This is a genomic window from Enterococcus sp. AZ188, from assembly GCF_050544075.1.
GTDB lineage: Bacteria > Bacillota > Bacilli > Lactobacillales > Enterococcaceae > Enterococcus_D > Enterococcus_D entomosocium.
Window position 1 is genome coordinate 3,360,986 of record NZ_CP172943.1, and the last position, 14,710, is coordinate 3,375,695.

Below are 14,710 nucleotides of genomic sequence, written 5' to 3' on the forward strand. Positions count from 1 at the left end.
TCGGTTATCCAAACTTGTACAGCAAAAAATGAAAGCAAAGTAATAGGTACTCCTATCTAACCATGTTTCCTTTTGATTGTAAATAGTTTTTCTGAATTTTCTGAATAAATAGTTAATTTATCCATCCTTAAATAAAAAAAAGCAAAGCGTCGCTTCCCTTAGGAAAAACGACGCCAAAATCTATGGTCATAATGGGCTATCCAAAGGACGCTGGTCAAGAGGATCACAAAGAAAACCGGACCATTCAATAACCAAAAATCAATCGAAGTCGCAGCAAAGCCATAAAGGATGATAACAATGACGGAAAGAAATAGCGTTGCGACTGTTCCAATGGCTAACCCAAGACTCCCCGCCCCTCTCGTAAACAATTGACTGATATTGGTCCAATCCAAAAGCAGCAATCGATAATCACGAGCAAAATATTTCAAGCACAAAAGAAAACTGCTCCAAAGTGCTCCTACTAGGAAAGAGATAGCCAAAATCAGCGGCATTTTGAATAAAAGCACTGCTGCCAGCACGATGACTGCCGTTAAGCTCAGCTGCAAAACGACGCCAAAGCGGAATTTTTCCCGCAAGTAGCGCTTCATCGATAACGGCAAGGAGCGGACAAACAAGAAATTCTCCTGATCCAATGAGATCAAATTACTGATAAAAGAAGTCGGGTTGACCATCAGTGCCGCCAAGGCGATCCCCGCCACAAAAACGACACCGATAAATCGCTCATCCAATTCACTTAACTGAACCGCTCCTGTAAACACAAAGGACACTAAGAAAATGATGGGCATCAGCAACGAAGAAGAAAAGACTTGCATGATCAAATTTGGATCACGAATCAGCTGAGAATTGTAATTGAACAGTAGCTTACTTAATCCTTGATTAGGTTTATGTTTGCGGCGAACACTTCCTTGGTTAGGCGCCGCGGCTGCCACTTGCTCATAAAACTTCGGCAAGATCAACCGATAGAGGGCAAAAAGCAGCACGCCTGCTGTGACGATGATCCCTAGCAAGCTAAGCAAACCGGTGGATTGAAACGGCGCCACCATCACATAATAAAAGGGCAATAAAAAGGTGATCGCTCCCCGGTCTACCACGTCTGTCTCATAAGTATTCACCTGATTCATCATTAAGACCCCGATCACAACAACCAGCATCGTCACGCCTAGCAATAAACTAGTGACCAATTTTTTATGCTTCAAGAAAAACTTGGTGCGGGTCAGGCTGAAGACGATCAAGCTGCAAATGCTGAAGATCAAGACTAAAAACAAGCCGAACAGCAAGAACGCCCATAAAATCGTCAGTAAGAAAAAGACGTTTGCCCGAATCCCTGTCAGGAGAAATAAGACCAGCAGGGGAAAAATAAACGGCGCAACGGTGAGAAACACCACCACGATCTTTGCCAGAAAAATTTCACTCTGTCGAAAGGGCAGCGGCAAATACGCTGGCAGGTCTTGACTCTCGAAAAAGACATTGTAAATAGACGAAATCCCTTGGGAAAAGCCTAAAATCCCGAACAAAGCGACATAATAGGTAAAAAAGCCCGGCATCTGACTAAAATCCAATGTGATCATCGTCAAACCATAGACTAGCAGAAACACCACTCCAGAAAGCGCATATTGAAACAACAAATAACTGGTCAAGGTCGAACCAGCCTTGCCTTTTTTGCGGGCTTTGTCTGTTAGTTGGGGATTGGCATACCGCAAATTAACGGAGGTCAGCGTCAGAAATTGTTGTTTTCGCATCTACGCTTCCTCCGCTTCTGCAAGAATCGCTTCTTCTTGACTTCTCCCAGTCATTTGCAGATAGATTGTTTCCAAAGAAAGCGACGGATGCTGTGCCAGCAAATCTGCCACTGAGCCATTGTACAGCAGCTCACCTTTTTTCAAAATCGCTAATTGATCACACAACTGCTGGGCGGTGTCTAAGACGTGGGTAGAAAAAATCACGGTCTTGCCCTTGGCAGCATGCTGTTTCATCATTTCTTTTAAATCATACGCTGCTTGGGGATCTAAGCCTTGCAATGGTTCGTCCAAGATCCAAATGTCCGGATCGGGGATCAATGCCCCAATCAGCAGCGTTTTTTGCCGCATTCCATGGGAAAAGCTAGCGATGGTCTCTTCTTCATGAGACAGCATATCAAACAAGCGCCCTAATTTTTGCAAACGCTCGGCCTTTTCAGCTGTCGGTACTTCATACGCTGCTGCAATCAAGTCCCAATATTCCCCAGCCGTCAGCTGTAAAAACAAATCTGGCGTGTCCGGCACATAGGCAATTTGTTTTTTTATCGCTTCCCGATGTTCCACGAGGGATTGACCGTCAAAAAAGATTTCCCCACTCGTCGGTTGTAAAATACTAACTAAGCTTTTGATCGTTGTCGACTTCCCTGCCCCGTTGTGTCCCAGAAAGCCAAAGATCTCCCCTTGACGAATCGTCAGGGAAAGATCAGACAATGCTTTTTTGGGTCCATATTGTTTCGTCAGATTCTTGATCTCAATCATTTTCCTGCCTCCTTATTCCATACCTATTGTTATCTTACGCTGAAACGTAGTAAAAGAAAAATGTTTATTGCCATTTTTATCAAATCAATTGACAGGAGCTGCAAAAACAAAGATAATAAGAACACTTTAGGGGAGTAGCACATGGATCGTTCCATGATCTTAGATCAACAGCAAGCGGGAATCCGCTGGTTTAAGATGTTTCTTGCAAGACCTAAGTGGCAAGGGGCCGCTTAGGTCTTTTTGCAGTTTAAAATGGAGGGAAAACAGTCAATGAGTTCAAGTAAAATGAAAAAAGTGACCGCCGGCGGACTTTTAGTCGCCATGGGGGTGGTCTACGGTGATATCGGTACGAGCCCACTTTACGTAATGAAAGCCCTGGTGGAGGATAATGGCGGACTCCGCACCTTAACGCCCGATTTTATCTTAGGCAGCGTCTCACTCGTCTTTTGGACGCTGACCTTGTTAACGACGATCAAGTACGTCTTGATCGCATTAAACGCGGATAACCATGGAGAAGGCGGGATTTTTTCCCTTTATACCTTAGTTCGTAAAAACAGCCGCTACTTGATTATTCCAGCGATCATCGGGGGCGCAGCCCTGCTAGCAGATGGGGTATTGACGCCAGCCGTGACCGTAACCACTGCCATCGAAGGATTACGGGGGATTCCAGCCTTTTTTGATCGCTTCGGCAATGACCAATCGATCATCGTCGGCATCACCTTAGCAATCTTATTGGTCCTCTTTGCCCTGCAGCGCTTTGGGACTGAGTTTGTCGGCAAAGCCTTCGGACCGATCATGCTAGGCTGGTTCACCTTCTTGGGCATCGTCGGTGTGATGAACTTTGCCGGTGACCTTTCGGTGATTCGGGCCCTTGATCCCCGGTATGCGATCAATTTGCTCTTTAGTCCCGATAACAGCGCTGGTCTCTTTATTCTCGGCAATATCTTTTTGGCGACTACTGGTGCGGAAGCCCTCTACTCGGACTTAGGTCATGTGGGTAAGAAAAACATTTATGCTAGCTGGCCCTATATCAAAATCTGCTTGATGCTGAATTACTTTGGTCAAGCGGCGTGGCTGCTGCAAGTCTATCAAAACCCGACTTATCAAGAAATCGAAAACTTGAATCCATTTTTCCAAGCGTTGCCGCAAGGGTGGACAGTCTTTGGTGTCAGCTTCGCCACACTCGCTGCCATCATTGCTTCGCAAGCTCTGCTGTCTGGCTCCTTTACCTTGGTTTCTGAAGCCATCAAGTTGAAACTATTGCCGCGGATGCAAATCATCTATCCGGGTGCGTCTATCGGGCAAATGTATATTCCTGCCTTGAACACCTTGCTGTGGATCGCCTGTTCCGGCGTAGTCTTATTCTTCCAGACCTCTACTCGGATGGAAGCCGCTTATGGATTGGCCATTACGGTAACGATGTTGATGACCACTATTTTGCTGTATTTCTACTTGCACCAAAACAAGAAGACCCGTTTCTTGGCACCGTTCATCACGCTCTTTTTTGCAGCGATCGAAGGCATTTTCTTTATCTCTAGTGCGACGAAATTTTTCCATGGCGGTTACGTTGCCATCTTATTAGCCAGCGTGATCATCGGTGTGATGCTGATTTGGGAATGGGGCAATCGTATTCAAGAAAATGCTGCCGAAGAAGTTGCACTTTCTACCTACATCCCTCAATTGAAACAGTTGCGGGAAGATGATTCTTTGCCATTATCTCAGACGAACGTCGTCTTCATGGTTCCTAAACTGCAAGACGATCAGATCGGTCAGCAGTTCATCTATTCCATTTTAGACAAACGGCCGAAGCGTGCCAAAGTGTATTGGTTCGTCAATGTGGAAGTCACCGATGAACCTTATACGAAAAAATATGAAGTTTCGATGGCAGATACCGATTTTATCGTTAAACTAAAGCTTTATCTCGGCTTTCGGGTGCCGCAAGAAGTCAATCTCTACATTCGCCAAATCATTCAAGAATTGATGAAAGATGGTCGCTTGCCGCTGCAGCCGCAACGCTATTCCTTAACGCCTGGACGCAATGTGGGTGATTTCCAATTCGTGATGATCGAAGAAGAGCTGTCGAATGCAACTGCATTAAGCAAATGGCAGAAGCAAGTCATGCAGACGAAGCTTTTTATCAAACGCCATACTATTTCACCTGAACGCTGGTTCGGCTTAGAATACAGCGATGTGGTTCATGAGACCGTTCCTTTGGTCATCGGTCAGATGAAAGAAAGCTCTCTGACAGAATTACGCATCGAGGAACGCTAAGAAACCGCCAGTACTGGTTGAACTTTCTGATACTTTCAGGTACACTGAAAAGACAAAGACACAAAGGAGGGAAAACGACCATGATGCGCATGACTAAAATAACAAGTAATGAAAATTACCAACGATACCATATCGCATTTAGCCATGCAATTGGTTTTACAGTTGCTGTTGACGGGACGAGTCTGTCCAAAACAGTTAAATTTACGTAAAATCAATGGCCATCTCAAGGTATTTTTCTCAAAAAAATCTGAGTTTAAATAACACTGGCCATGGATATCCATGGCCTTTTTGAGTGGTCTCAAGGAGAGAGATCATGATCATACAAGCAATTGCTATTAAAAAAACCATCGGCGGGAATCCGTTATTTGAGGAGTTATCCTGCCAAATCGAAGCTGGGGAAAAAATTGCCCTAGTCGGCATCAACGGAACGGGCAAATCAACCTTTTTACAAATCTTGACTGGCAGTGAAGGTGTCGATAGCGGCGTTATCAGCCGCCAAAAAGGCTTGAGGATCGGGACGGTCGAGCAAGAGCTGACAGTTTCTGAAGCAACCGTTACCCACTACCTGCTCCATTCTGCAGCTAACATTCAAGAACTCAAACAGCAAATGACCCATTACGAAGCCTTGATGGCAGAACCCGATACTGATTTAGAGAAGTGTCTGATCCGTTATGGCGAGCTGCAGCAGCGCTTTGAAGAGCTGGGCGGTTATGGATTAGAAGACCGAATTTCCGCGATCTTACAAGGGTTAGGAATTCCCCATCGGCAGGACGCACGGTTAACAGACCTTAGCGGGGGTGAACGGGTCAAAGTCGCTTTAGCCAAAGTGTTAGTCACCGATGCTGACTTGCTGTTACTGGATGAACCAACCAATCACTTGGATCTTTCAAGTATCCGCTGGTTGGAAAATTATTTACAGAATACGAAAAAAGCGGTTCTAGTCGTTTCTCACGATCGACACTTTCTCGATCAAGTCACCACCAAGACCTGGGAACTGGAAGAAGGCGCCCTGATTGAGTATCCTGGGAACTATAGCCGATTTCGTGTCTTGAAAGAAGCTCGCTTGGCGGAGCTGACCAAAAATTACGAACTGCAGCAAAAAGAAGTCCAGCGACTGAAAGTCATGATTCGTCGATTTCGTCAGTGGGGCCATGAAGGAGACAATGAATCCTTCTTCAAAAAAGCCAAAGAATTGGAACGCCGCCTAGCGAAACTTACACTGGTCAAACCGCCAGCGCCCCCGAAAAATCGGCTGCAAGGCTTGGCAAATGGCGGAAAATCAGGTAAAGAGGTGTTCATCGTTCGCGACTTGCACCAGCAATATGCCGATCAGCTCCTATTCAAAGACAGCAGTTTTGCAATCTACCGTGGGGAGCATCTAGCCATCATCGGCGACAATGGTACCGGAAAATCAACCTTACTCACATTACTTCTCGGTGAGGAGCTTCCTAGCGGCGGCACTATCAAGCGCGGCAGCAGCTTACAAATCGGCTATTTGCCCCAACAGCTACAGTTTGCCGATCCTGAGAGCCGCTTGTTGGCCTACGTACAGACGTTGACAGGAAACGAAGAGGCTGCTCGTCGGCAATTGGCCAAAAGTGGGTTTTATCAAAGTGATGTGGCCAAACGAATCAAAGATTTATCTGGTGGTGAAAAAATCCGTTTGGCGTTACTGAAACTCTTTTTAGAAAAAATCAACGTCCTGATTTTGGATGAACCAACCAATCACCTCGACAGCTATGCCCGAGAAGAAATTGAAGAAATGCTGCAAGATTATCAAGGGACCCTGCTGGCAGTCAGCCATGACCGCTACTTTTTGCAGCAGCACTTCCAAGAAGCCCTGGTCATTGCACAGCAGCAGATCACACGCCAGCCACTAAGCCCATTGATTGACTAAGACATTGATTCGCAACAAAAAAACTTGATTTTCCTACAGTAAGCATGGGTTGTTCAATCCATGCATAGGCGGAAAATCAAGTTTTTATTTTTTGATCAATGAATGTTGCCGATCAAGTTGCGGATCGGTTTTCTAGCTAAATACAAGATGATGCCGACAACAACGGCTATTCCGCCGACGATGCCATAGTACATCCCTTCTGTTTGTGGTGTATAGAACCGAGCGATTTGCGCATTGATGGCTTGTGAAGAAGCGTCTGCTAACAACCAAATCGCCAAGGTTTGTGCTTCGAAAGCTTTCGGCGCTAGTTTGGTCGTCACCGACAAGCCCACAGGTGAAAGACACATTTCCCCCGCAATCATAATGAAGAAGCTCAATACCAACCATAATGGGCTGACCCGTTCTTCTACTCCAAACAAGAGGCTTGGCAGCATTAGCAATAGAAAGGACAAACCGGCTAAGACCAAACCAATGGCAAACTTCACTTCTGTCCGGGGTTGACGAGAACCTAGTTTGGTCCACAACCAGACAAAGACAGGTGTCAGTAAGACGACAAAAAGTGGATTTAAGGTTTGATACAAACTTGCTGGAATATTGATGCCGAATAACGTTGATTGCGTACGGTCAGCGGCAAACAATGCCAAGATCGATGAGCCTTGTTCTTCTAAGGACCAAAAGACGATCGCTGACAAGAACAGCGGAATGTAGGCCAACACTTTTTTCTTTTCATCTGGTGTGACATCTTTCGAACGCAGCATTTTGGTAAAGTAGTAGATCGGCAAGAAAATACCTAGAACACTGATGAAGTTGATGAAGAAATCAACCGTCAGATGGCCCGTTGCAGCAGCTGCGCCAAACAACACTGCCAATGCGAGAAGAACCAGAACGACTGCTCGGAAGAAGGTTTTCTTTTCGGCTGCCGATAAGGGATTCGTTGGCGCGATCGCTACACTTTTCAACGTGGTTTTTCCTTGCACATAATACTGCACCAAACCGATAAACATCCCGATAGCAGCAATCGAAAAGCCTAAGTGGTAGTTGACCTCTTGTCCTAAGATCCCGACGATGATCGGTGCTAACAAGCCACCGATATTGATCCCCATGTAGAAAATTGAGAAACCAGCATCCCGACGGATATCGTCTTTGCTGTATAAATGCCCCACCATACCCGACACGTTGGATTTCAAGAGTCCGGTTCCGATGACGATCAGCATCATGGACACAAACAACGCTGGAATCCCTAAAGGTGTTGCCAAGACGATGTGTCCTAACATGATCAAGATTCCACCATAAAAGACGGATTTATTTGATCCTAAAAGACGGTCCGAGATCCAACCGCCAACAATACTTGACATATACACTAAGGAACCGTAAATCGACATGATCGCCACAGCCGTTCCTTTTGGCAACCCTAAGCCGCCGTTGGCAACTGCATCGTACATGAAGTACACCAAAATCGCCCGCATACCATAATAACTGAATCGTTCCCACATTTCCGTGAAGAATAACGTCGACAGCCCTCGCGGCTGACCTAAGAATGTTTTTTCTTTTTCCATATGTAATGGCCCCTTATAAAAATTAATGAAAATAAAATAGCGGAATTTTTCTGAAAATTCACAAATGCCAGTTTATTCCCATTTGGCAACTTTTACAAGGGTATTTCCCTGAGAACATCTTGTAAAAAAGGAAGGAAATTTAAATTCAAATGAAAGCAAAATGAGAAGCCATCCACCTAGGTGCAGTATGAGCCAATTTTCATATGTATAATTATTAAATTTTCTGTTTAAAAAATTAGAAAATGGTCTTCACCAATTTTTCTCTCTAGTCCCGTTTTGCGGACTTTCCTACAAAAAAACACATGCAAGCATTTCTCTTGCATGTGTTTCAGCTTCTATTCTAAGAAATGTTTTCGCTTAGCCGCGTAAACGTTCCACATCACGAGCGATCATTAATTCTTCATCTGTTGGGATCAAAAGTACTTTGACTTTTGACTCTTCAGTTGAGATCACTAATTCTTCGCCGCGTTTTGCATTTTGATCGGCATCTAATTCGCAACCAAACCAAGTCATGCCTTTGATAACTTCGCTGCGGACGTGGGCATCATTTTCACCGATACCAGCAGTAAAGACGATCGCATCGACACCGTTCATGGTCGTTACATAGCCACCGATGTATTTACGGATGCGGTCAGTAAAGACGTCATAAGCAACTTTGACTTCTTCTTTGTCGTAGTTTGCTTCTAGATCGCGCATGTCGCTGGAAATACCAGTTAAGCCTAATAAACCAGATTTTTTGTTTAAAACATCCACCATTTCATCGATGTTCAAATCTAATTTTTCCATTAAGTAAGGCAAAACAGCAGGATCGATGTCACCAGAACGTGTTCCCATCGTTACACCAGCTAACGGCGTGAAGCCCATTGATGTATCTACTGATTTTCCGCCGTCAACTGCAGTGATCGACGCACCGTTCCCTAGATGGCAAGTGATGATTTTTAATTCTTCGATTGGTTTGCCTAACATTTCTGCCGCACGCTCAGAAACATAACGGTGGCTTGTACCGTGGAAGCCGTATTTACGTACTTTAAACTCGTTATAGTACTCTAATGGCAAGCTGTATAGGTAATTGTGTTTTGGCATCGTTGCATGGAAAGAAGTATCAAAAACAGCGACACTGATGATTTCAGGCAAGATTTTTTTGAAAGCAGTGATCCCCATCAAGTTTGCTGGGTTGTGTAATGGCGCAAATTCAGCCAATGCTTGGATGCGTTCCATCACTTCGTCTGTGATCACAACTGAATCAGGGAAATCTTCTCCGCCGTGAACGACGCGGTGACCGACGCCAGTGATTTCATCATAAGCACCTAAAATGTTTAATTCGATCAGTTGATCCAATAACATTTTTACAGCTACTTCGTGATCGTTGATATCGATGATTTGTTCGAATTTTTGATCTTCCCCATATTTGATGGTAAAGATAGAATCTTTCAAACCGATTCGTTCAACGATTCCTTTAGCGACAACTGTTTCCTCTGGCATTTGATATAATTGCCATTTTAAACTTGAACTTCCAGCATTGATTGCGATTGTTTTTGACATGATGATCTCCTTATCCGAATTATATTACAGATTTGCTGCTTTCCAAGCCGCAAATTGTTCAAAAAGTTTTGTGATGTTCTTTGGTTCTTTCAGTGAGGCTAGCTTGACCAGCAAGACTTCTTCTGCTTGTTTGCTTGTCCCTCCGTGGTTTTGTAAAAGCAATATACTTTTACGTGAATGTTCATTTTTAAAGAGTTCTTCAGGAAGCTGAATCATTCCTTGCAAATAAACCTTTTCTTTCAGCCATTTTTTCAAAAATTCACTCTGTTCCGTTTCCAAGAAATTGCTTGGTAGTAAGAACAAACCGTAACCGCCAGCTTTGACATAGTTCATCGCTTGTTCCATCAACAAATGATGGGCGTAACTGTGTCCTTCTGGAGCCGCCGTAATAAAGCTGCGGGCTTTGTCATCTTGTGGGTAATAGCCCACCGGTAGATCGCTGATCGCCAGATCCATCGGTTCGATCAAAAGCTCTTGCAAGCCATCTTGATGGAACAAATGCAAGGGCGCTTTGGTCCATTCGCCAGTTGCAGCTGCGATCGCCAACAAGGTTTCGTCAATATCCACACCGGTTCCTTCTACTGGACGCTTGGCTAATTGCAGATTCAGCAAGACTGTCAATAAGAGATTCCCCATGCCTACCGATAAATCAAGAAGTTTCACTGGTTGATCGGCACTACTCAACTGCTCGATCAAATAGACGAATAAAAACCCAAGACTATCTGGTGTCAGTTGGTGATTGGCCTGCAGGCGCTCCGTTTGGCTGCCTTTCAACAAAACCAACTGCGCAAGCTTGCGTTTTTCTTCTGCCGATAGTTCCATTGCTCGAATTTCTTGATAGATGGTTTCTAAACGAGCAGCAGTTGCTTCATCTGGTACCCCATCGATCACGCGAACTTGGTATTGATCAACAAAATTTTCGATCGTCTCTACGTAAGCATCAAAAAAAGACGTTTCCAATGCGTTTTGAAGCAGTTGGATCGCTTCAACGGTCAAATGAAAAGACGTTTCCATTTTTTCTGCGGACATCTTGCACCTCTTTTCAAAACTATAACAACATATATACCTGTTTAATTTTAGCCGATTCATCCAAAATAATCAATCGCTTTCGTTTAGAATAATTTGTGAAGCTGTAAACATTCTTTTTCTATTTCTGTATGAAAAAGGATGGTCGAAACAACCATCCTTTTCCTGTACTATTCTTCTTGGTCATCTGTGTCTATTTCAGGCTGCTCTTCAGGCAACAAAAAGGTAAAAGTAAATCGCCGACTTTTGACATAGCATTCGATCTGTAAGCTCTGTCCTTGCCGTTCATAAGTCAACTTTCCTACATTATAAAACCGTGTCCCTCGATCTTCCAACTCGTTTTGCAAGAATTCCGCATGGAAAAGTTCACTCATAATACGGGCTTCATAGGTTTCAATGGTTTTTGTATAAAAAAGGGCTGTTGTGCGGCTGTTTTCTAACACCAGCAATAACATCAAGCTCAACAGCTGCACAAACAACAATGCTGTGAGTAAAATACCGCCTTTATGCCGCCTCTTGTGAGTGTATTTTCCATTGTCCAATTTTCTGGTCTCCATTCTCAAAGGAAACGGTAAAGCGGATCGCTGCGCCAATTTTCTCAAAAGACACATCTGCCACTTCTGTCAACAACGGTTGATAGCCATTGTTGTCCCGTTTCCGCAACACGCGGTTGATGCGATCGATCGTTACCGAATTGTTTTGACTGCTTCGCAAATATAGCGTGTTCTCGCTGACTGATAGATAGACACAGGTACTTAATTCCCGTTCCAACTGAAACAAAAAAACATGCCATTCTTGATCTTTGCGAGCCATGATCTGCTGATTGACCGGTGCGAGGTGCTTGACGATCCCGCTGATCATCAATAAGCAGATCGCCAATACCCATAAAGACAACAGACACTCCAACAAAGTAAAGCCTTTACTCTTCATACACAATCTCCCAGAGCTGTTCGCCACTTTGGATGCGTGCCTGTTGATGCTGCGCTGCTTGCCAAAAGCGAACTTGATAGACCGTCTGACGCTGCGTCGTGTAGGTAATGGTTGACGCATCAAAGGAGTGGTTCTGGACTTCTTCATACAGCACCCGCAGCATTTGGGCTTTTTCCTGCAATGCCGCACTTTGCGTCAGTGAAGCGGTCTGCATCGCTAAAAACAATAACACACAGGTTGCCAACACCCCAAAGCCAATCAGGCTTTCTGCTAAGATGAACCCGCTATTCAACGATTTTTTCATAGCGTCCGCTCCCAAATAAAAACTTATAGCTGATGGTTTGCTTTTTCTCCTGCCAATAGAAAATGATCCTTCGCAGACTGCTATTGTTGCCGGACTGACTACTAAAAAGAATATCGGGAAACGCCTGCATCGCTAGTTGAGGAGGGACTTCGATCTTGGTGACCGGCTCAGTTGCAGCGCCATAAAATGAAACAGTTGGCGTTGGCGCTGCTTGATAAACGGCTCGGGTTTGTGTGTTATCGATGATGGCCGATTGCTGTATGGTATAGAGGCCTTTTTCTAAGCGTGCACAAAAGCCTAAGACTTCAGCAGATCGTTGATAGTACTCGATGGCCACGACGGGAAAAAAGAGAAACATACTACTGACCATGAGGACCAAAAGGCTTTCTATTAAAGTAAAACCAGCAAAAGAGCAACGTCGACAGCCCTTAGTCCCCTTGCTCATAAATCGCATATTGCTCCTCAGATACATACCCTTCAGCGATCAATTCTTCTCTCGAGGGCTCCCGATTTTCATTCAGACGAAAGAGTTCGATCTGGGTTTCCACCACTTTCACGATGGCCGCATTTCCTTTCTCATCAATGATTCCTCTTTGCTTGGCAAGATTTGGGACAAACAACAAAACCAAAATACTGATCACTAATAAAACAACCAACATTTCAACCAATGTAAAGCCTTTTTTGACACGCCAAATCCCCTGCTTGCGAGAAGATGCGACTTTCTTTTCTATCATTCGATCACTCCTTGGATATTTCCATAGATTGGTAAAAACATAGCGGCATAGATCCCAACGATCATTAAAGCAACCAACAAAAAAATCAGAGGCTGAACCCAGTGAATAGCTTTTTCGATTCGTTGAAACAAGCGATCCATCAATAATTGACTGTATAAAAAAAGCTCTTCTCCTAACTTTCCCCGTACTTCTCCTTGAAAGACGATCAAAGAAAATTCTGGTGTGAGAAACGAGAAATGACGAAGTTTTTCTGGGAGTTCTCCGCCAAGTGTCAAGGTCACTCGCAACTCTCGCGCTAATTCTTGGATCAAGGTAGCTTTATTGGTGTGCTCCATACACTCAATGATCTGTTGGATATCTAACCCTTGCTGAAACAACTTGCCCCATTCCAATGCGAAAAAACTCGTGTGATAACTCGTGTACAATGCTCCGAACAATGGCAGGTGGCTGAAGAATACAGCTTTTTGCAAGGCAGTGCGGCGGGCAAATACCCAGCGGCTGATCACAAAAAGCAGCACACTTACCAACAAGAAGAGGATAAGTACTGCTGGTGCCCAAGTGATGGCGCGAATGCCCCAATGACCTTCGTCGATCATGCCAGAGGCTAACAATTGAGGCATTAAAAAGCGATGCATGCCAAAGAGAGCCGCCACTAAAAAGACCAGTAGCAAAAGCGGATAGGCCGCTACTTTGTACAGCAGCTGTTTTTGCTTGTTGACCAATTTGTGGTAGTCGACCATCCGCCGCAAGGTCGTCGTGAGATTCCCATGACTTTCTGCTAAATAAAGCTGATTTTTTTCGGTAGCCGATAAAGACAACGGCGCTACTGCTGCTGCCAAGCTTTGCCCTTGGGCAAGATGGGCAATCAGCTGTTCGATCACAGGTTCAGAAAACTGGCGACTGCGCAGCAACACTTGGAGGCTTTCTTGTAGGGAAAAGCCACTCTCCAATAACACCGTGAAGGTGACCAAGAGGGCTTCAGTTGCACGGCGTGGTAGCTGGGGCTTCTTTTTCATAAACTTCATCGGTGATCCACCCACTTTCTTTCACTCGTTTTAATACGTGCTGCCACTGTTTTTCCACTTGCCCCTCATAAAAGTGATACGCCAGCAATCCATGGGGTTCGTTGACTTCATTCGGCAACAATCGCTGATAAACGATCCCTTGCAACGCGTGCGCCAGAAGATCGTCTGCCCCTAGCAATTCCAGCAGCCGTGTCTTGGTTTCTGCTACGCCTCGTGCATGGATCGTGGCAAATACTCGATGACCTGTCAGAGCGGCTCGTACAGCGGCTTGCGCCGTCTCTTTGTTACGGATCTCGCCAATCAAAAGCAGGTCCGGACGATGCCGTAAAGACAAGCGAATCAATTCATCATAGTCTTGTCCGATTTTCAAATTGGTCTGCAGCTGCAAAAAATGCGGCTCTTCAATCTCCACAGGATCTTCGATGGTAATGACTTGTCCCTTGGTTGCCCGTGCTAATTGATACATGAGGGTCGATTTTCCTGAGCCAGTGGGACCAGAAAATAAATATAGGCCTCTTTGTTTGGTTGTCTGTTGGATCTGCTGGACGTCTTCTGCAAAAAAATAGCGCAGATGCTCCTTGTTCAAAGGATAAAGAAACCGCATCACGAGACTTTCACGCCCTTGATAATCACCCACCGTTGAGACGCGCAACCGCTGTAGCTGATCGCCTAACAGATAGCTGACTGCGCCTAACTGAGCTTTGCGCCGTTCTCCCACCTCCATTCCTCCTAAAAATTTGAAGCGGGTGATCAGCTGCTGAGCTTCTTCGTTGGTCAGTACTTGATAGGTCTTTCTGAGATAGCTTTTACTGAAAATCACCTCCATCTGTGTACCGCTAGGCAAAATGGTCAGATCCTGCATGCGTTCTTGTCTTCCATAAAGAATCAACTCGTCTGAGAATGCTCGAATATCCACGACTTATCCCTCCT

14 protein-coding genes are annotated in these 14,710 nt (G+C 44.8%); 2 read left to right on the forward strand and 12 right to left on the reverse strand.

What is annotated here, in order from left to right; translation table 11 throughout:
- Window positions 1-158 precede the first annotated feature (158 nt).
- Together IGI86_RS15440 and IGI86_RS15445 are read right to left on the reverse strand one after the other, a co-directional pair.
- Window positions 159-1,739 (reverse strand): ABC transporter, encoded by a 1,581-nt coding sequence (locus tag IGI86_RS15440; protein ID WP_194199184.1) that lies wholly within the window; start codon window positions 1,737-1,739, stop codon window positions 159-161.
- Window positions 1,740-2,495, reverse strand: a complete 756-nt coding sequence (locus tag IGI86_RS15445; protein ID WP_005233426.1) for an ABC transporter ATP-binding protein — start codon at window positions 2,493-2,495, stop codon at window positions 1,740-1,742. It lies immediately after the preceding gene.
- A 270-nt stretch (window positions 2,496-2,765) separates the two neighbouring features.
- Between IGI86_RS15445 and IGI86_RS15450 the strand changes: the two genes are divergently transcribed.
- Together IGI86_RS15450 and abc-f are read left to right on the forward strand one after the other, a co-directional pair.
- Complete coding sequence (locus tag IGI86_RS15450; protein ID WP_008382045.1) at window positions 2,766-4,766, forward strand: KUP/HAK/KT family potassium transporter; 2,001 nt, start codon at window positions 2,766-2,768, stop codon at window positions 4,764-4,766.
- Window positions 4,767-5,079: 313 nt separating this feature from the next.
- Complete coding sequence (gene abc-f / locus IGI86_RS15455; protein WP_430617525.1) at window positions 5,080-6,663, forward strand: ribosomal protection-like ABC-F family protein; 1,584 nt, start codon at window positions 5,080-5,082, stop codon at window positions 6,661-6,663.
- A gap of 95 nt (window positions 6,664-6,758) precedes the next feature.
- On the opposite strand, the gene IGI86_RS15460 is transcribed toward abc-f, so the two are convergent.
- The 10 genes from IGI86_RS15460 to comGA form a co-directional block, all read right to left on the reverse strand.
- Entirely contained in the window at window positions 6,759-8,219 is a 1,461-nt protein-coding gene (locus IGI86_RS15460) for a peptide MFS transporter (protein WP_194199183.1), read from the reverse strand.
- Window positions 8,220-8,576: 357 nt separating this feature from the next.
- The gene (locus tag IGI86_RS15465; protein WP_005233419.1) at window positions 8,577-9,761 is read right to left on the reverse strand and encodes an acetate/propionate family kinase; all 1,185 of its coding nucleotides are present in this window, start codon (window positions 9,759-9,761) and stop codon (window positions 8,577-8,579) included.
- A gap of 24 nt (window positions 9,762-9,785) precedes the next feature.
- Window positions 9,786-10,790 (reverse strand): class I SAM-dependent methyltransferase, encoded by a 1,005-nt coding sequence (locus IGI86_RS15470; RefSeq protein ID WP_005233418.1) that lies wholly within the window; start codon window positions 10,788-10,790, stop codon window positions 9,786-9,788.
- Window positions 10,791-10,957: 167 nt separating this feature from the next.
- The gene (gene comGG / locus IGI86_RS15475; RefSeq protein ID WP_008382038.1) at window positions 10,958-11,329 is read right to left on the reverse strand and encodes a competence type IV pilus minor pilin ComGG; all 372 of its coding nucleotides are present in this window, start codon (window positions 11,327-11,329) and stop codon (window positions 10,958-10,960) included.
- A complete protein-coding gene (gene comGF, locus IGI86_RS15480) occupies window positions 11,292-11,717 on the reverse strand; it encodes a competence type IV pilus minor pilin ComGF (protein ID WP_005233416.1) in 426 nt (141 codons plus the stop codon). Before comGF ends, comGG begins: the two co-directional genes overlap by 38 nt.
- Window positions 11,707-12,021, reverse strand: coding sequence for a hypothetical protein (locus tag IGI86_RS15485; RefSeq protein ID WP_005233415.1), 315 nt, complete (start codon window positions 12,019-12,021; stop codon window positions 11,707-11,709). The genes comGF and IGI86_RS15485 overlap by 11 nt, the downstream gene beginning before the upstream one ends.
- The gene (gene comGD, locus IGI86_RS15490) at window positions 12,002-12,466 is read right to left on the reverse strand and encodes a competence type IV pilus minor pilin ComGD (protein WP_430617526.1); all 465 of its coding nucleotides are present in this window, start codon (window positions 12,464-12,466) and stop codon (window positions 12,002-12,004) included. The genes IGI86_RS15485 and comGD overlap by 20 nt, the downstream gene beginning before the upstream one ends.
- A complete protein-coding gene (gene comGC, locus IGI86_RS15495) occupies window positions 12,450-12,755 on the reverse strand; it encodes a competence type IV pilus major pilin ComGC (RefSeq protein WP_005233413.1) in 306 nt (101 codons plus the stop codon). Before comGC ends, comGD begins: the two co-directional genes overlap by 17 nt.
- Window positions 12,752-13,780 (reverse strand): competence type IV pilus assembly protein ComGB, encoded by a 1,029-nt coding sequence (gene comGB / locus IGI86_RS15500; protein WP_016612983.1) that lies wholly within the window; start codon window positions 13,778-13,780, stop codon window positions 12,752-12,754. The genes comGC and comGB overlap by 4 nt, the downstream gene beginning before the upstream one ends.
- Window positions 13,734-14,696, reverse strand: coding sequence for a competence type IV pilus ATPase ComGA (gene comGA, locus IGI86_RS15505; RefSeq protein ID WP_061053364.1), 963 nt, complete (start codon window positions 14,694-14,696; stop codon window positions 13,734-13,736). Before comGA ends, comGB begins: the two co-directional genes overlap by 47 nt.
- Window positions 14,697-14,710: the final 14 nt, after the last annotated feature.